This window comes from Paenibacillus cucumis (ex Kampfer et al. 2016) (genome assembly GCF_019748695.1).
Classification (GTDB): Bacteria; Bacillota; Bacilli; order Paenibacillales; family Paenibacillaceae; genus Paenibacillus; species Paenibacillus polysaccharolyticus.
Genome location: NZ_JACLIC010000046.1, coordinates 66,563 through 82,303 on the forward strand (window position 1 = coordinate 66,563; position 15,741 = coordinate 82,303).

The window sequence follows — 15,741 nt, forward strand, 5'->3', positions numbered from 1 at the left end:
AACCGAGAACCAGAAATGAGGCCGTCAACTTATATGCATTATTTTTTCTTGTCCTGCTCTCCGCTTAGCACTTTTTTCGCCGCAGCCTGAGCAGGTGCAATGACTTGTGCAATACCTGTGGAAGGTGTAATTTCACCTTTCACAAATTTCTCGGTTACGCTGTCCAATTGCTCTTTGATACCCAGACCGCCGAAGCGTCCGCCAAACAAACGTTGTACCTTGCCATCATCATTCATCGCATTCGCGATTGAAGTTTCATCCGGTAAAATGTTTTCAAGAGACAATCTGCGGTTATCCTGCCAGTTATCAAAGTCTTGCAGATCTTCCCAGATCTTCACGATCACATCCGCATCCTTAACACCTTTCGGAATAACATAAGCTGCCGTCTGACCAAATGGTTCATAGTAAGAGTTCGCTTTAGGACCCTTAGGCATATAAACATATCCCCACTCATCCTTCAGCTTATCTACTATCCGGCCTTCAACCTCCCAGAGTCCACCAGGATACATTGCAATCGTGCCTTCTCCGAAATATTTGGCTGGATCTTCCCAGTCGTTTCCCCCGTTAGCTTTGATCACTTTATGCTCGGTGTACAGGCTATGCAGGAAGTTAAGCGCTTCCATCGCTTCGGGAGAATTAAACGTCACTTTACCTGTCTGCTCATCGTACAGTTTGCCGCCGTTGCTCGCGATCAGCATCTCCGAAAGTACGTAATGCGCTCCAGCCAGACCGTATTGATCCATTTTACCGTCACCATTGCGGTCAACGGTTAGCTTTTTGGCTGCATCCAGCATCGTATTCCAGTTCCAATTATCCTCATCCATTAACTGCTGTGGGTCTTTCAAGCCCGCTTCCTTGAAAATCCGCTTGTTATAGAACAAGCCGCTTTCGTTCGGTGTATACCAGCTTTCGAGACCATACACCTTGTCACCGCCAAAGCGCATCGAGTCCACAACATCCTTCTCGACCCGAGTGTCTTTGAGATAATCATCCAGCGGGGTCAGGAATCCACCATGCATAAGTCCCCAGATGAAACCGTCGGGAATGCGGACAATTTCCGCAAAAGGTTCGTTCGCAAGCACAGAGGAAGACAGTTTTTCAGATGTAGACCAGTATTCGGTGTTCAGATACTTGATTTTCACGTTATATTTTTCTTCCACCATTTTGATTCGCTCACGCGCCAATTCATCTGACTCTGAATCTCCTTTGGGAGTGGCATCCCACCAGTGAGATATGCGAATGACCCGTCCGTTCAAATCAGGAGCTGGCACAGCCTCTTCCTTCTCTTCTTCCTTGGCAGGTGTGGTGTTAGTCTCCGTCTCAGCTGGTTTAGTCGCAACAGGCTCGGCTGGTTTATCATTAGAACCACTACATGCAGACAAAAGCATAATCAAAGCGGCAAACAAAACGATGAACATGATTTGGTTAGAAATCAATTTTTTCAACATGGGTTGCCTCCCTTAAGTAAATGATTTTACTTCACTTGCTTTTTTCGCCCTTCAGTACTTTCTGAATTCCTGCCTGTGCAGGTCCGATGACCTGAGCAACACCTGTAGATGGAGTCACTTCACCTTTCACAAACTTTTCGGTTACACTGCCGAGAGCTTCCTTAACACCTAATCCTCCAGCACGAGCACCGTATACACGTTCAACCTGTCCGTTGTCATTCATGGCATTAGCGATCGAAGCTTCGTCAGGCAAAATGTTTTCTAACCACAGACGGTGATTATCCTGCCAGTTGTCAAAGTCCTGAAGCTCTTCCCAAATTTTCACGATGATATCGGCATCCTTAACGCCTTTGGGAATAACGAAACTTTCTGTACTGTTGACTGTATCCAGATACGTTTTTGCTTTTGGACCTTTAGGCATGTAAACATAACCCCAGTCGTCCTTTAACTTATCCAGAATACGGCCTTCGACTTCCCATAATCCGCCAGGGTACATCGCAATATTGCCTTCTGAGAAAAATTTGGATGGGTCTTCCCAATCATTACCGGCATTGGCCTTCACAACTTTGTGGTCGTTGTACAGACTATACAAAAAGTTAAGCGCTTCCAAGGATTCAGGTGAATCAAACGCTGCCTTTTGCGTTGCCTCGTCATACATCTTGCCGCCGTTGCTTCCAATCAGCATCTCGTGAAGTACGTAGTACGCACCCGACAGACCATACTGATCCATCTTGCCGTCACCGTTTTTATCTACGGTTAGCTTCTTGGCAGCATCCAGCATCGTATCCCAGTTCCAGTTATCCTCTTCCATCAATTGCTGCGGATCTTTCAAACCAGCTTCCTTAAATATTCGTTTATTGTAAAACATTCCGCTGTCATTCGGGGTATACCAACCCGTCAGTCCATATACTTTATCACTGCCAAATCGCATCGAATCGATGACATCCGGCTTGATCTGCGTATCCTTCAGATATTCGTCCAGTGGTGTAAGGAATCCGCCCTGCATAAGACCCCAAATATTACCGTCAGGCACACGCACAATCTCTGCAAATGGTTCATTCGCCATCACGGATGAAGAAATTTTCTCGGATGTTGCTCCGTAATCTGTATTCAAGTAAGAAATTTTAACGTTGTATTTCTCTTCTACATTTTTGATTCGTTCACGAGCGCGCTCATCTGCCTCCGAATCTCCTTTGGGAGATGCATCCCACCAGTTCGATATGCGAACAGCTCTGCCGTTCAAATCCACCTTAGGCTCCTGTTTTTCCTGTACAGGTTCGACTGCCGCTTCTTTGTTTTTATCCGCCGGTGGCTGGGTCGCTGTATCAGATGGTGTACTTCCACCACTGCAACCAGCAATAATGGTTACCAGTAAGGTGAAAATCACCAACAGGCTGAACCTCTTCTTTCTCACAAACTTCATCTTTCACACGCTCCCCCTCAAAGTTAGATAAAGATGAATCAAGCTTGCATCATACTTGGATGACTTCCTCGAGTGACTTAATTCATCACAAGGCTGTCACGGATAGGAACTTGAAAACCTGCCAACCCCCTTCAACAGAAAGCGCTTACGAAATTGTTAGGAGTTAATGAAACGGATTTCATGAAACCCATTTCATTATAGTATCATGAAAAGCCTTGGGTCAATACATATTCTGTTATTATTTAGAATATTTTGATCCCTTCTAATTCATTCCGCACAATTTAAGGAAAACATAACACTTAAAGGGGATAAATCTTCAAAACCCTCTAACATCAGACTAAATGACATCGTAGAGGGCTTCATATGATCTGGTTTAGCAGAATGCAAATTTTTTAGAGTTGCCGCTAGTTTGAATCACTTATAAAAGCATCGTGGGGCAGAAAGGCATGCACGCCTTTCACACCATTCACAATTTGCGTGATACGCAGATCAATCACCGAACTTCCCAGCGCAATCGCTTCTACCCGGTCCAGGCCATATAACTCGCCCATCAGGCCTAACATGCCATCCAACGCTTGAACCGTTGCTTCATTCAAGTCCTCATCAAAACCAAAGGTAATCCATCCAGAAGGCGTATGCGCACGTGGATTGGTCAGCTTTATATCATCTATGACATTCACTGTAATATCTACAAGCTCCATGGCACATTCAATCGCCTGACAGCTGACTTCCCCATCGCCTTGCCGTGCATGACCATCACCAATCGCCAGATAACCCCCATCTACAGGAACAGGCAGATATAACTTACTTCCCTGTACTAGTTCCTTGCAGTCGATGTTCCCTCCACAATATCGCGGCGGCCATGTCGTATGAATCCCTCCTGATTCTGGCGGCATGCCGACGACACCCATGAATGGATTTAAGGATACGCTGTATGACTTGCCCCGTACCTCACAAGAGCCACTCATCGCTTGTCGATCAAGTGTCCAATTTAGAGACAGTTCTTCGACCTCTGTTAGATGCAATTTCTGATTCTGCCAGTTGGGATATCCACCTGCGGAAGTAAACCCGTAACTGCCTGGTATAATCTCATTGAAAATGATCTCGAGTGTCTTTCCCTGCTTCGCCTCTTCAATATAGATTGGGCCGATTAAGGCGTGCCCTCCATCTTTTTCACCTTGTCGTGGAAAAGGTTTGATTCGTTTCGCATAACTTACTCCCGTGCCCCAACCTGCGTCCAGCGTTTGAAAACGTATGGAATCACCTGACTTGATCTTTAAAATCGGCGTTACCTCATCCGTAAATGAACCAATCAGATTTTCCTGAGCCAATGTAATCGTATGAATACTCACAACAATCCCTCCCCGGCCAGATATTGTTTTAACGGCTCCATATGATGCTGGTCATGCCATATAAAATCTTTAAGGTATTGGGGAATGTAAAATACATTATCCTTGTTCTCTGGATCCACATATCGTTGATAAAGCTGTTCCTCCGATAACCCTCGAATGTCATTCATAATTTTGTGACGGTACGTGATAGCCTTGTCGACAATTTCGGACGGCTCTGTGCGGCTCCCGTACTCCACAGCTTTGCGATTAAACTCATCAAAATCCAGATGCTTCAACGTAATCTGCTGATTCAGGGCAATCTTCTCAATCGCTTCCTTGTAAAAATATCGATCCCATAACATCATATGGCTTACGATGGATTTGATCGTCCACTTTCCTTTTTCTAGACTGGAATTCCAGGTCTTTTCTTCGAGACGACTCAACGTTTTGACAAATAGCGTCCATTCTTCAAAAGCTAAAAGCAGTTGTTCCGTTTCTTTGTTCACAACAAATTTCCCCCTTCACTTTGTAGAAGATGAATCATCACGATTCGCCCTTTCTAGTAAGCAACTGTTCAAGCGATTCTCTCGTCTTTGGATGCAAAATAATATCTTCCGAGTTCATCATGCCTTCTTCCACCTTAGTTCTGTGACTTCATCTTTACGGTCCGAATAGAACTTGATTGCATAAGGGAAAAATTCGTGAGGACAAAATTTCGTTAAATCATGAAATATCCCTTGTAAATATAACCCTTCATGCCAGCACTCAATGAAAACGTTCAACTTATGTTCAGTTACATATAAGAAATACCTCCAATAGGCAGAAAGCATGGTCATCCCCCCAGCTTGCTATTCCCCGCCCCTACAATGGTTTAGCATGATTGAAACGATGTATTCCGAATTGTTGGAAGTCTGACTGTAACACAGCATCTCTCAGAGGATATAGATTTGTCGTGAATCGCAACTCAACCCCTCTGGCCAAAAGCCTCTCTAGCAGATGATCTATTTTCTCTATGTAACTTGGTGTAACCACCTGATCAGAAATATAGTACCCTGCGGTTTCATCAAAAAGTTTAAACGACGCTGCATCCAGATGATACCGATACAACGTTTGTTGCATGATCCTGGAGTACCACTCGTTCTCAACCGTTACAATGAGGTCTGCATTTGAGTGTTTAAAAAACAACTCATGATGCTCATCACTAATGTCGTTCGTTCTTCGAATAACAATGCGAGGACAATCTCTCGGAAAGTAATAACTGAATTCATGTTGCTCATCAATCGCCCAGACAACCGCCGGAAACTCAGGCCGATTCTGCTTCGCTCTTGGTATAAAGATATGAATATCAGATTCTTCACTGAAATGATATAGCATTTGATACACCTCTGTTCGTGAAGTTAAGTCTCAAGCAGTGTGTTCAATCCTTTTCTAATCCCATACGTTAAAATGTCGTTCGCTAACAAGCTCTTAATCAGATCCTGATTCACATACTCATTGCTTGTTTGCAAATAATCTAAAATCAAATCCGCTTTCTCATGTCTACCCATCATCTGATAAGCAACGTACCACACTTCAGGACTTGAAACCTGCATACCGTGCCATTTTACATTTGGAATAGGCAATATAGGTAACTTCAGCCGTTTTCCATCTACATCAAAAGCAAATCCGCCAATTACATCCACGTTTAACGACTCAATCTCCATTCTATATTCACTTGCAAAAGGTTTGTCGCCGCTTTCCTTCTCGATCCACTCATATCCAGCAATCGCTTCTATAAATTTGAGTTTTGGACAATCGACCATCAGATCCCAATCGTTCACGGAATCAACCAAGCCAAAAAAACACAACATCGCACTTCCACCCAGTGAATATGCAATATGATTTGCTTCTAATCGTTTGACTACTGGTAAGATCTCTTGAGGATTTATCATTATGTGTCCCACTCCTAGCGCACATTTTATATCAATCATTCGTTTCTAAATTACATTAATATAAAATCTCGATCTGGTTATATACGTTCAGCGGCTCCTGATCAATCAACACATTTGGATCTTTCTGCTCGGTAAGTAACATATTCAATATATTTAACTCGTAGTACCATTCTCCGGTATCCTGATAGATATGCCTTCCGTTGTACACCACTCTTCCATATTCGTTTGAAGTCAATCCAAATGCCCGCTCTGTCAAAGGCTGATATCGCTTATCATATCGGATAGGTTTCCCACATTCCGGGGAGTAGGTGAAGGTTACATCATATTCGGAATTTTCGGATTCAGGCTCCTTATTATCAATCAAAACACAACCCAATTTGAAATTCTTTGCAGTAGGTTTCAGAATGACACTTTTATCTTGAATCTTCTCAAAACCGTTCTTGTTCTGCAAAATGAGCATTCGGTGGTAAGGCAGACCATAGGATGTGTCGTAACTGAACAGCATATCCGGTAAACGGAAGGCTTTCTCCATATCATTTCGGGCAGTGGAAAAAGGGGCCCCTCTCACATCCTTCTCCCAGCGCAAGGTTATGAACTGAAGAAGTATTCTTTCTCGATTCGAGCGCTCTTTATGTTTCCCAAATTGCATATCTGTTTGCTCCTTCTTCCTGCTATTGTGCTGAAATAGTCAAGAAGCTGGTCCATCTTGCTTTAGACGTCCCAGCTTCATTTTTATTCTCCTCGTTTCATGCCACAGAAGAAACCTTATTCACTTTTGAATAACGTGTTGATAATCATCTCCGCGCATTCTTCAGGTGTATGCTGACTCGTATCAACCGAGTACGTATACTGAATGTCGGACGCCATAATACGATGTTGCTCTTCAGACTGGTCTTCTCTGCGGTCTCCCCGTTCAAGGTTACGCTGACGACAGATATCGAGAGGGCAATGTAGCTCCACAATCTCTAGTGGATATCCTTCAAATATCTTTTTCACTTGTTCATAATGCGGTGCAAGCTCCGGTCTCTCCACCAAAATCCCATCGATCAGCACATGCTTGCCATGGTCTGAGAATACCTTCGCTGTGTGATACATCATGATGATGGCTTCGCTTAGGTATTTCCAGTAATCGGTCCGTAGATGTTTATCTCCGATTGTATTCTCAAATAAATCGTTCGCCACAACATAAAAGAACGGATCGTCATATGACTGCATCGCCTCGACTATAGACGTTTTCCCCGAACTCGTTACACCATTCAAAAAAATAATTCTGCCTCTATCCATTATGATATCTCCCTTTGCTAAAATAAGAATTTATAAATATTTTACAGCATGAACCAATACACACTCTAACGCTCATTAATTCAAGCGAGATCGTTTACAATTTTTTAGAAGTGTTCTACCGAGTAAGTACCATTCTGATAAATTAAACAATTAAGCTGCATTCCAAAAGCACATCCACCGTCAATGCCAATCTTATCTTCAGCAAACCAAACGTCCGCTGATCCATGTATGTCTTTCGTTTTGGTATGTCCAAAGACAACTTTTTTGTGAAGATCTTCGAATCTATGGTGGATAAATTTATCTTTAATATACATAAAATCATGCTCGGGTTGTTGCCTCCATTCACTGTAATCCGGATTCAATCCAGCATGAACATAAATATGATTTTCATCCTCGTGGAATAAAGGTAAATTGCTCAAAAAATTAATATGATGACTATAATCCGCCTTTATGATCTTCCTTGCCGTTTCTAACACTTCATTCGAAACTTCATCGTTCAGTTGACAGTAACTTTCAAGGGTTCGAAGTCCTCCATGTTCCATAAACTTGGATTGAATGGATGAAGTTCCGTCATATATGAGATCCACGAATCTTTGGTCATGATTTCCTTTTAACGCGATAGCGTGATGTTCTTGTACTAATTCCATGACCTTATCAACGACTTTTCTACTATTAGAACCTCGATCCACGTAATCTCCCAGAAGGATCAACTGATCATATTTTGAATTGTAGTCTACGTTAATTAACAATTGATTTAATGCATCAATACAACCATGAATATCACTAATCATGAGAGTTCGATTCATAGAACCCCCTCCTTTTGGATCTTCATGCAGTAAAAACTGACATTTGAAAATCGGTTATATTCTTCGATATGCTTTAGCTCAAATTTCAATTCAGTCAATAGTTCGAATAGATTTTCTTTTTTGTGGTATCTATTAAAATCCATATACATGAATTGAGCTTCCGGTTTTAACACCTCTGATATTTTCTGCAAACCTTTGCGGTATTTGCCGGTCTCTTGAAGAGCAGAGCCAATCATGGTGACCAGATCATAAGTTTGAGGCAATTCGCATGCTAAGAAGTCCTCACATATAACAGTAGAAGCATTGGGATGGCCCTCCTTTTTTTGTCGGTATTTGAATATTTCACATATATCCTTGTTAATATCAATACTTGTTAAACAACCCGCACCGTTCAACAAGTAACCGATATAATCGTCCCATTCTCCTACTCCAATGCCAACGTTAAGCGCATTCATGCCACTGAACACGTCAAAGTATTTTGCTAGAAAATCTCTGGTTTCCAATTCCAAATACAAACTCGCAGGCGAGAGATTCCACTGATAGGCTTCCTTCTCCCTCATATGTAAATAAAAATCCAAGAGATTTTGATCATCCATACCGATCACCCACCTGAAAATTAATATAATTAACTTCAGCGTACAATTACCCGATATTATTTATATTTATCCTCAAACTCTTTGTTTCTCTTTTTCATTTCGGTGATCGAATGTTGAAAGAAAGCGATGTGACGAATGAAGTACATTGCTCCCACCAAGATGCAGATGCCTCCCACCAAGTAGTTCAAGTCCAAATTCATCTCATAGTTAATCGGGCTGTAACTTCCTGCTCCTGCGGACTGAAACGCGGCATATCCCAATTTTGGTATGACCTGTTCAATCGTTTTGGTAAGTGTCACTATACTGATTCCAACAATAATGAGAATGAACGAAAAAATTTTGGGTAGTGCCTTCAACTCGAGTGACCTCCTTTCCAGATAAACCTCAGATTGTTTCGTAACTCCTCAACAATTTCAGATACTTGTTCTCGCCTGTACAGCTGCGTATAGAGTTTATATTGTTCTTTTAATTCTGAGCATGTTTCAAATTCCTTTAGTAAATCCAAACTGCGCTCACCCATTTGTGCTTCTGAGGGTCTCAATTTATCCCTGGCGATCAGGGTACTTCGATCTACCAACAAGACAACATAGACAACCCTGAATTGAAAATCCGTTAACTGCTGCACAAGCCATTCTATTTCTGAAGGGAAAGTAATGTAGTCAATGACAACATCATAATTCTGTTCTAACAGATTCCGGGTTAAGCTCAATATATTTTTTGCGACGTTGTCGATTTTCCTACCCCAGCCGGCCCCGAGATCTCGTATATGGTTTGACTCATGTTGTCCTCACCTTCTATTTATACATCTGGATATACCACATATCGAATCAATTCTTCGTAAAATGATGCCGTATCTTTCCATCTCCGATTGAATGATCCGACCAAGCCCTCTCAATCTTGCGCTACAGTCAAGTACTGCAAAAGATAAAACGGTCATGAGGGTTCCACACATGCAGATCATCCGCAATGTAACCTCGTAACCACAACTCGTCGTTTGTACGTCTGAGATAAAAGCCTTTTGGAAAATAATCATCCTTAATAAGAGGTTTAGAAGCTATTGTAATCGAACCTGATGGTGCTTGGTTTCCTTTTTCAGTGCTTGATGTACATGTCTCAGGTTGATCCAAATACTGAGTTCTAAGAAAGGGACCCAAATCAATAGGACATAACTGCAAACCAAGAGTATCTGCCATTTGAAAGAGTTGTAGGGTCGTAGCTCCATCCAAAAATCCTAGATTTCTAACTGATAACTCGACCGTCTCTAGCCGCCTCTTGATGGGAGAAATGACAAATTTCTCATCATCAAACAGTTTATTTCCGTATTCATTCATTCGAATTGAACACTGCTGTAATTTATCTTTAAGCTGCGGTTTGCTTACTCCCCCAACTTCAATGACTCTTATTTTCATGGGACAATGAGGGTAAATTTCTTCTTGGTTAAGCACTCCTATTTTTGTGACACTTTTTAAAGATTTAATCTGAGCAATATGATGCTGTCCATGCCAGACCAATCGTTGAATGGCGACATCCAGCGTAATGCTACCCAATACCTCTGTTCGCAGCTTCCGCTTGAATTGCTCAGGTTGTAAACCACGTAGCAGTGTGAGAAATCGTTTGTGCAGTATTTCAAGCAACATGATTGAATCTTCCATTGGCAAATCTTTATACTCCTGTAACGATGCCCACAAATCCTCGCGATACGAGCTTGCTAGTGGTTCCTCTTCAGTTAATGCTCTTTTGAATCTTATGTACGCGTTCATATCGTTGTCTGCAAGATGGTGTACAATTTGGATGATCGTCCAGCCGCCTGTACGATAAGGAGTACGAAGTTGCTCATTATTAAGATCTTGTGTGATCTCCCTCAAGGTCTTTGCAATCTCGGGAATTTGATCCAATATGTGTTTTCGATTCTCATCAGTAAATTCAAATCGGGGCTCAAAGTGTCCAATCGGAAAACGTATCTTTTCATCTAAGTCCATATTTAACACCGCTCCAATCGTTTACTACAGGATCAAATCATATCCAATATAACCCACAATGTTCCATTTGCGAAGTGGAAAAATAAAAAAAGAAGCAGCCATGATCCTTACGGCTAGCTTCAATGACTCCATCTTATATAGTAAAATCAGGCATAGTACCCTCCTTCTTTTAGATACGAAGCCGTAACTTTATAATGTTTATAGATCTTACTGAATGCCCGGTTTGCTTTATGTTGATGTTCTCCATCACTTAAACACGGCTTGGTTACCTTAACAACTTCTCTCATATCTGTATCCATGCTCATTTCTCCTGTGAGCAGGCGTTCTATATTTAATTCAAACCGGCCTTCAAGATTCTCAGAGCAGTCTCCGTAAGCATACGTTGCAGTACCGTCATTGACACAAATTAATTTAAAATCAATACAAAATGCCATTCATTCGCTCCTCGGTTTACAAATTATATTTCATTTTCATTCTCTCATATAATTTGAAATCAGGATGTTGGTTTAGAAGCTCTGTAACTAACTCTTTCCATTTATCCTCAATCCACTTAGGGCTCTGATCTTTCAGAACCTCCTCGTTGAATTGACTATCTATATACTCCAGATCCTTTTTGAGAATACCTATATCATTAGCCAATTGATTCCTGGAATCTGGATCAAGTGAGAGCCGATTTGAAGCGATGTCACCCATTAATTCTACTTTTGCATATACATAAAAATCTCTGAAGGTATTATAAATAAGGTAACTCGATGCTTGTCCATTTTCCTGAAAATCCGTATTTAGAAAGGTAAAGGCTTCTTCGCCTACTTTTAATGAAACTAATAATTCTACTAATGATTGAATAACCTGTTCCTTTGGAGATTCATCCTTCAACGTTTTTATGATAACATCCAGATTGTTAATGGATTCTTTTATTCCAATTTGAAAACCGTGATTTAATTTTAGATTGTAATCTCTCTCTTGAAATTCCTTATATCCTTTCAATTGAAAGTTATAAAACAAACTTATAATCAGACCAACCGTTAATACAATGATTCCAATATTTTTCTTCATTTTCTCTCCTTATACTCATGTAAAATTGAATGCGAGCTAAAATGTCACATTTTTTATACTAATTTTCTCCCTCCTAATCCCAACTGTAATTAATATAACCCAACTTGTTCCATTTTTGAACCCATAAATAATAAAAAATAGTCCAGTGACTGGGCTATTTCATTTCAAAAGAACTATTGATCCATTATAGTGCCTAGATCATTCACAGAAAAAAGGCATTCCAGCCAGAATAATTGATAATCAGCAGGAGGATTATCTAACTTACTTAGTTCGTTCGATAGCTCGTTGTGATGAATATTCCATACTTCTCTGGTTAACAACCTAATTTATTATATGTACTTGTATAGTCCTCTTCCTCGACCAAATAATTAGCAACATTGTATACAAGCTTGGTAATGGTATTTATTTTGTGCTTCATCCTGATCACCCCAACATCATATCTGCGCCAATTTTGCCTAAAGTCCCTGTGTTCACTCCGATTGTTAATCATCTTCAAGATGATCAATCCGATCTTTGATTTGTTCTTCAGAAAAACCAAACCAAGTCATTTCAACCAAACAAATTGCGACGATTTGTTCATTTGAGAATTGCTCAAGTACCTGTTGATCTACATAAAAACCTAACCATTCTCCCCACTTACTTGCGGAAAGATCCCAATATCCTTCCCACTCAGGTGAATTATTCTTTCCGTGTACTCTATATTCGATGTCTTTTTTATCCTTATCATCATCAGAATCAATCGAGTCTATATGAACAATCATTTCAACTACATTAGTTGCAGGGTTTTGTAAAAGAATGGATTCATATACTGTTACATATTTTTCTTTTATTTGAGCCATATCAGGATAGTATTTAATCATGTTATCCCAAACGGCATCGAAAGTAACACGCTCTAAAATCTCCTTAAAAGTAATCAACTCATTGCACTCCTATTCTTTATAAGACTCTCAATGGTTAGGGTAGCGTTTAATTGCTAATCTGAGAATTTAATAGGTACAGTCGCCACTATTTCTCATTTATTTCATACCAAATTCTATAACCCTCAATGTTTGTTTCAGAATAGTCGCTAGCGTTGGATGTTTTGAAATATCTCGCATAATAAGCATGTTCAATGGTTTTCGTATCCTCATCCGTATTCATATCAAGATAAATTTTGGATATTTCCAGTCCCCATTTAACGCTACGAGCAATCTCATTCATGTTATCCACTGTAGTAAATCTCTTGATTACTGTAAGAATTGCTTCCAGTTCTTCTTTACTCGGTTCTTTGCTCATGTCTATTCTGCAAGAGAGATTTGGACGGGTAAACGTAAAATGAACTTTTTCAATCGACGGAAAAAGTTCCTTCAGCTCTTTTGTTAATTCTTTGGTTGAATCGGTATGGATCTTATGTGTAGTACTGCAACCTGTTATAAGTAGAAGGATACCTATCAATATAGGAATTAATTTACTCATCCTGGACTCCAATCATTGAGTATTTGTACAGATTACTCTGAGCAGCCCAGCTTCCATGATCTATTAGATGTCCTGCTCATGTCTCATGGCTGCATCAATAAGTCTATCCAATGCTTTTGAAATCTTTCCAAATGATTGTGAATTGATCCCTTCAATCAAAGGGGAATAGAATACGATCACATTAATCTCTTCATTAGCTACATTTAATCCCTTCGCTTTGAAAAACCTTGCTGAATATTTATTTTCAAATCGATCTGTAGAGCAAATTTCTTCTCCCGTAACCTCACTCACTTCAATGGATACCGTGAAATATTCCTCAAATTCAATTCGATCCTTAATTAACGTCCATCGGAATAAGGTAATCTCTTGACCATCAGGTCTTAAATAGGCATGACATCCCGTGCCATCCGCATGAAATTCTAATTGTGTATCTTCAAATGCATCATAAAAAAACGCTTCAGATGACCACACTCCTATAAGATCATCATTATAAAAAAAATGCACTGGCTCACTCATATAACATACCTCATTTAATTATTTCGCTTCAAATTACGTATAATCAGTTCTATAGATTTCTTGGTTGAATACTGATCAAAATGTGAATGCCCTGAATACGAGCTTGCTAAGTATGCACATTGATGAATCAATAGTTCGTATCCCAGCTGAGATGCATTAATGATGGCTAAATCTTTGTTCGCCATAACTCTCAATTGTTCATCGTATTTCCAATGTTGCCAAGTCTTCCACATTGATTCATCGTGAGAATCTATCAACGGAATTGTATAAGTTCCTGGCTGTATATGCTTTATCACTGTTTTTAGATTTTTTAAATCTCTTTGATTTATTGGAGTTATCGCACCGTTAAATACCAAGAGATCACAACTTGAATCATCTTCTCTCGCAAAATAAATAATGTCGTGAGTATACATGGCGTGCTGAAATAAACTGGCTAATAGAAACATTTCAGGACAGTCCTTAGCATCTACTAAGAGTAGATGACCCAGCTCTTCTTTTACTTTGATATTTATATCCTTCTGTCTTAAGACTACTGCTGTCCACACAGCACTTTGAAATTTTATCTGTATTCTAGGAATTGTAATTGTCTGGGACATAACGTACCTCTTTTTAGTTTCTTTCACATGTTATTCACGCTCTAATCTTTCCAACGCCTTTCTATATTTATCAAGTCGATTATAGTCTTCCTGCGTCGGATTTTTTATTCTTGATATGTTCATATTCTCTTTAATATCTGCGATCTTTACATTTCTTGCAGTTCGATTCGTTGTTGTCTTCTCAATAAATTCTTCGTAACTATCCTCTGTAGATCTCGTCAACAACTGAATGGCTGTTAAAATTTCTTCCGAAAATCCTAAACCTCTTAACTCTTCAATTGTGACTTCTGAATCTTCAATGGCATCATGGAGAACAGCCACGATCTTTTCTTCCATGCTTTCCACTCTGTTCATAACAGCTAACGGATGTAAAATATAAGGTTGCCCACCTTTATCAAGCTGCCCTTTATGAGCTTGTAACGCGAGAGATATAGCTGATTCGATGTCCAAAATAATCAACTCCTTATTTAGATGGGCACTTCAATATATTCGGACACTCTTGCTTTCAAAATTTCTATTAATTCTTCATCCATGAATTGATAATCATCTGGAATATCCAGACAGATTAAACGTTTATCTTTTAGACTTGTTGGAAATTTTTCCTTCAATCTTCTCACATGTTTTTTCTCCATAACAAAAATTAATTCTGACCATCCAATGTGCCCTCCCGTAACCTTGATTCTTGCTCCAGTTTCGGTTCCAGCCGACCTTACTTCATATCCGTTGTACCCTTCAAAAATTTTCTCAGCAGTTAAGCTACGCCATTTATTCCGGCTGCAAATAAACAGTAATTTTATGTCATCTCACCTATCCTTTTTAATTATTCATTTGTTTGACTTATTATTTTAGGACAAATATTTTCGATATAGTCATTTTCAATGGCCTCTTCTATCCAAAGCACCCTAGTTTCTTCTTCATTGTAGATAGCATGCTCATATGTAAAAAGTTTGAATCTACAGTCATTCAGCCCCCCATTCTTTGGTACTACTATGCTTCGATAAGTAATCCTGTCCCTATTAATAATATGTATTAAATCGTCTCGATCATGAGGCTTATACCAATAAACTAATTCATTCTCGATAAATGAATAATTCATTTCAAAAACTTTCTCTTTGCTCCTTATTATTGTTCGCTCTTCAATATATGCCCGATCCTCAGGAAATGCCCGAAAATTACATTCAAAATAAGGAAATAACAAGTCATGGTCTGCATCTATAAACTGACTTAAAATTGTTGCTTCTTCTTCAGTTGTTAAGTTGAAATTGTAAATAGCCAGATTCTCAAAAAACAACATTGTATTCACTCCCATGAATGGATAGT

At 39.8% G+C, this 15,741-nt stretch carries 23 protein-coding genes and 1 pseudogene; all 24 read right to left on the bottom strand.

All coding sequences use genetic code 11. From position 1 onward, the window contains the following. Nucleotides 1–38: 38 nt before the first annotated feature. Entirely contained in the window at nucleotides 39–1,448 is a 1,410-nt protein-coding gene (locus tag H7T88_RS25385) for an ABC transporter substrate-binding protein (protein ID WP_221791037.1), read from the bottom strand. A 31-nt stretch (nucleotides 1,449–1,479) separates the two neighbouring features. Beyond that, the gene (locus H7T88_RS25390; protein ID WP_090920937.1) at nucleotides 1,480–2,871 is read right to left on the bottom strand and encodes an ABC transporter substrate-binding protein; all 1,392 of its coding nucleotides are present in this window, start codon (nucleotides 2,869–2,871) and stop codon (nucleotides 1,480–1,482) included. Between the two features lie 404 nt (nucleotides 2,872–3,275). Further along, nucleotides 3,276–4,223: an acetamidase/formamidase family protein gene (locus tag H7T88_RS25395; protein WP_221791039.1), complete on the bottom strand. Its 948-nt coding sequence runs from the start codon at nucleotides 4,221–4,223 to the stop codon at nucleotides 3,276–3,278. Continuing rightward, complete coding sequence (locus tag H7T88_RS25400) at nucleotides 4,220–4,708, bottom strand: DinB family protein (RefSeq protein ID WP_186809546.1); 489 nt, start codon at nucleotides 4,706–4,708, stop codon at nucleotides 4,220–4,222. Before H7T88_RS25400 ends, H7T88_RS25395 begins: the two co-directional genes overlap by 4 nt. A 117-nt stretch (nucleotides 4,709–4,825) precedes the next feature. Beyond that, nucleotides 4,826–5,038 (bottom strand): DUF5662 family protein, encoded by a 213-nt coding sequence (locus H7T88_RS25405; RefSeq protein ID WP_312027659.1) that lies wholly within the window; start codon nucleotides 5,036–5,038, stop codon nucleotides 4,826–4,828. Between the two features lie 25 nt (nucleotides 5,039–5,063). Then, complete coding sequence (locus H7T88_RS25410; RefSeq protein WP_123066757.1) at nucleotides 5,064–5,576, bottom strand: DUF6886 family protein; 513 nt, start codon at nucleotides 5,574–5,576, stop codon at nucleotides 5,064–5,066. A gap of 23 nt (nucleotides 5,577–5,599) precedes the next feature. Continuing rightward, nucleotides 5,600–6,133 carry a hypothetical protein gene (locus tag H7T88_RS25415; protein ID WP_221791041.1) on the bottom strand — a complete coding sequence of 178 codons (534 nt, stop codon included), beginning with the start codon at nucleotides 6,131–6,133 and terminating at the stop codon, nucleotides 5,600–5,602. A 55-nt stretch (nucleotides 6,134–6,188) separates the two neighbouring features. Further along, nucleotides 6,189–6,665: a hypothetical protein gene (locus tag H7T88_RS25420; RefSeq protein WP_221791043.1), complete on the bottom strand. Its 477-nt coding sequence runs from the start codon at nucleotides 6,663–6,665 to the stop codon at nucleotides 6,189–6,191. 233 nt (nucleotides 6,666–6,898) lie between these two features. Then, nucleotides 6,899–7,417, bottom strand: coding sequence for a phosphotransferase-like protein (locus H7T88_RS25425; protein WP_221791044.1), 519 nt, complete (start codon nucleotides 7,415–7,417; stop codon nucleotides 6,899–6,901). Nucleotides 7,418–7,521: 104 nt separating this feature from the next. After that, the gene (locus H7T88_RS25430) at nucleotides 7,522–8,223 is read right to left on the bottom strand and encodes a metallophosphoesterase family protein (protein WP_221791046.1); all 702 of its coding nucleotides are present in this window, start codon (nucleotides 8,221–8,223) and stop codon (nucleotides 7,522–7,524) included. After that, nucleotides 8,220–8,819, bottom strand: coding sequence for a class I SAM-dependent methyltransferase (locus tag H7T88_RS25435; protein WP_221791048.1), 600 nt, complete (start codon nucleotides 8,817–8,819; stop codon nucleotides 8,220–8,222). The genes H7T88_RS25430 and H7T88_RS25435 overlap by 4 nt, the downstream gene beginning before the upstream one ends. A gap of 56 nt (nucleotides 8,820–8,875) precedes the next feature. Further along, the gene (locus tag H7T88_RS25440; RefSeq protein WP_154886289.1) at nucleotides 8,876–9,175 is read right to left on the bottom strand and encodes a hypothetical protein; all 300 of its coding nucleotides are present in this window, start codon (nucleotides 9,173–9,175) and stop codon (nucleotides 8,876–8,878) included. Then, nucleotides 9,172–9,528, bottom strand: coding sequence for a hypothetical protein (locus H7T88_RS25445; protein ID WP_221791050.1), 357 nt, complete (start codon nucleotides 9,526–9,528; stop codon nucleotides 9,172–9,174). The genes H7T88_RS25440 and H7T88_RS25445 overlap by 4 nt, the downstream gene beginning before the upstream one ends. A gap of 199 nt (nucleotides 9,529–9,727) precedes the next feature. Further along, the gene (locus tag H7T88_RS28905; RefSeq protein ID WP_260511147.1) at nucleotides 9,728–10,228 is read right to left on the bottom strand and encodes a helicase; all 501 of its coding nucleotides are present in this window, start codon (nucleotides 10,226–10,228) and stop codon (nucleotides 9,728–9,730) included. Nucleotides 10,229–10,291: 63 nt separating this feature from the next. After that, a pseudogene (locus H7T88_RS28910) lies at nucleotides 10,292–10,798 on the bottom strand (YfiT family bacillithiol transferase); the annotation flags it as partial. A 146-nt stretch (nucleotides 10,799–10,944) separates the two neighbouring features. Further along, nucleotides 10,945–11,232: a hypothetical protein gene (locus H7T88_RS25455; RefSeq protein ID WP_154958883.1), complete on the bottom strand. Its 288-nt coding sequence runs from the start codon at nucleotides 11,230–11,232 to the stop codon at nucleotides 10,945–10,947. Nucleotides 11,233–11,248: 16 nt separating this feature from the next. Then, complete coding sequence (locus tag H7T88_RS25460; RefSeq protein ID WP_221791054.1) at nucleotides 11,249–11,854, bottom strand: oxidoreductase; 606 nt, start codon at nucleotides 11,852–11,854, stop codon at nucleotides 11,249–11,251. Between the two features lie 482 nt (nucleotides 11,855–12,336). Further along, nucleotides 12,337–12,771 carry a DUF6557 family protein gene (locus tag H7T88_RS25465; protein WP_221791057.1) on the bottom strand — a complete coding sequence of 145 codons (435 nt, stop codon included), beginning with the start codon at nucleotides 12,769–12,771 and terminating at the stop codon, nucleotides 12,337–12,339. An 88-nt stretch (nucleotides 12,772–12,859) separates the two neighbouring features. Beyond that, nucleotides 12,860–13,309, bottom strand: a complete 450-nt coding sequence (locus tag H7T88_RS25470) for a hypothetical protein (RefSeq protein WP_154886293.1) — start codon at nucleotides 13,307–13,309, stop codon at nucleotides 12,860–12,862. 63 nt (nucleotides 13,310–13,372) lie between these two features. After that, nucleotides 13,373–13,825: a hypothetical protein gene (locus H7T88_RS25475; protein WP_221791059.1), complete on the bottom strand. Its 453-nt coding sequence runs from the start codon at nucleotides 13,823–13,825 to the stop codon at nucleotides 13,373–13,375. Between the two features lie 14 nt (nucleotides 13,826–13,839). Continuing rightward, nucleotides 13,840–14,421, bottom strand: coding sequence for a hypothetical protein (locus tag H7T88_RS25480; protein ID WP_221791061.1), 582 nt, complete (start codon nucleotides 14,419–14,421; stop codon nucleotides 13,840–13,842). A gap of 30 nt (nucleotides 14,422–14,451) precedes the next feature. Continuing rightward, nucleotides 14,452–14,871, bottom strand: a complete 420-nt coding sequence (locus H7T88_RS25485; RefSeq protein ID WP_221791063.1) for an HD domain-containing protein — start codon at nucleotides 14,869–14,871, stop codon at nucleotides 14,452–14,454. 17 nt (nucleotides 14,872–14,888) lie between these two features. Further along, nucleotides 14,889–15,218: a low molecular weight protein tyrosine phosphatase family protein gene (locus H7T88_RS25490; protein WP_090920973.1), complete on the bottom strand. Its 330-nt coding sequence runs from the start codon at nucleotides 15,216–15,218 to the stop codon at nucleotides 14,889–14,891. Between the two features lie 23 nt (nucleotides 15,219–15,241). Continuing rightward, nucleotides 15,242–15,715, bottom strand: coding sequence for a hypothetical protein (locus tag H7T88_RS25495; RefSeq protein WP_221791065.1), 474 nt, complete (start codon nucleotides 15,713–15,715; stop codon nucleotides 15,242–15,244). Nucleotides 15,716–15,741 lie beyond the last annotated feature (26 nt).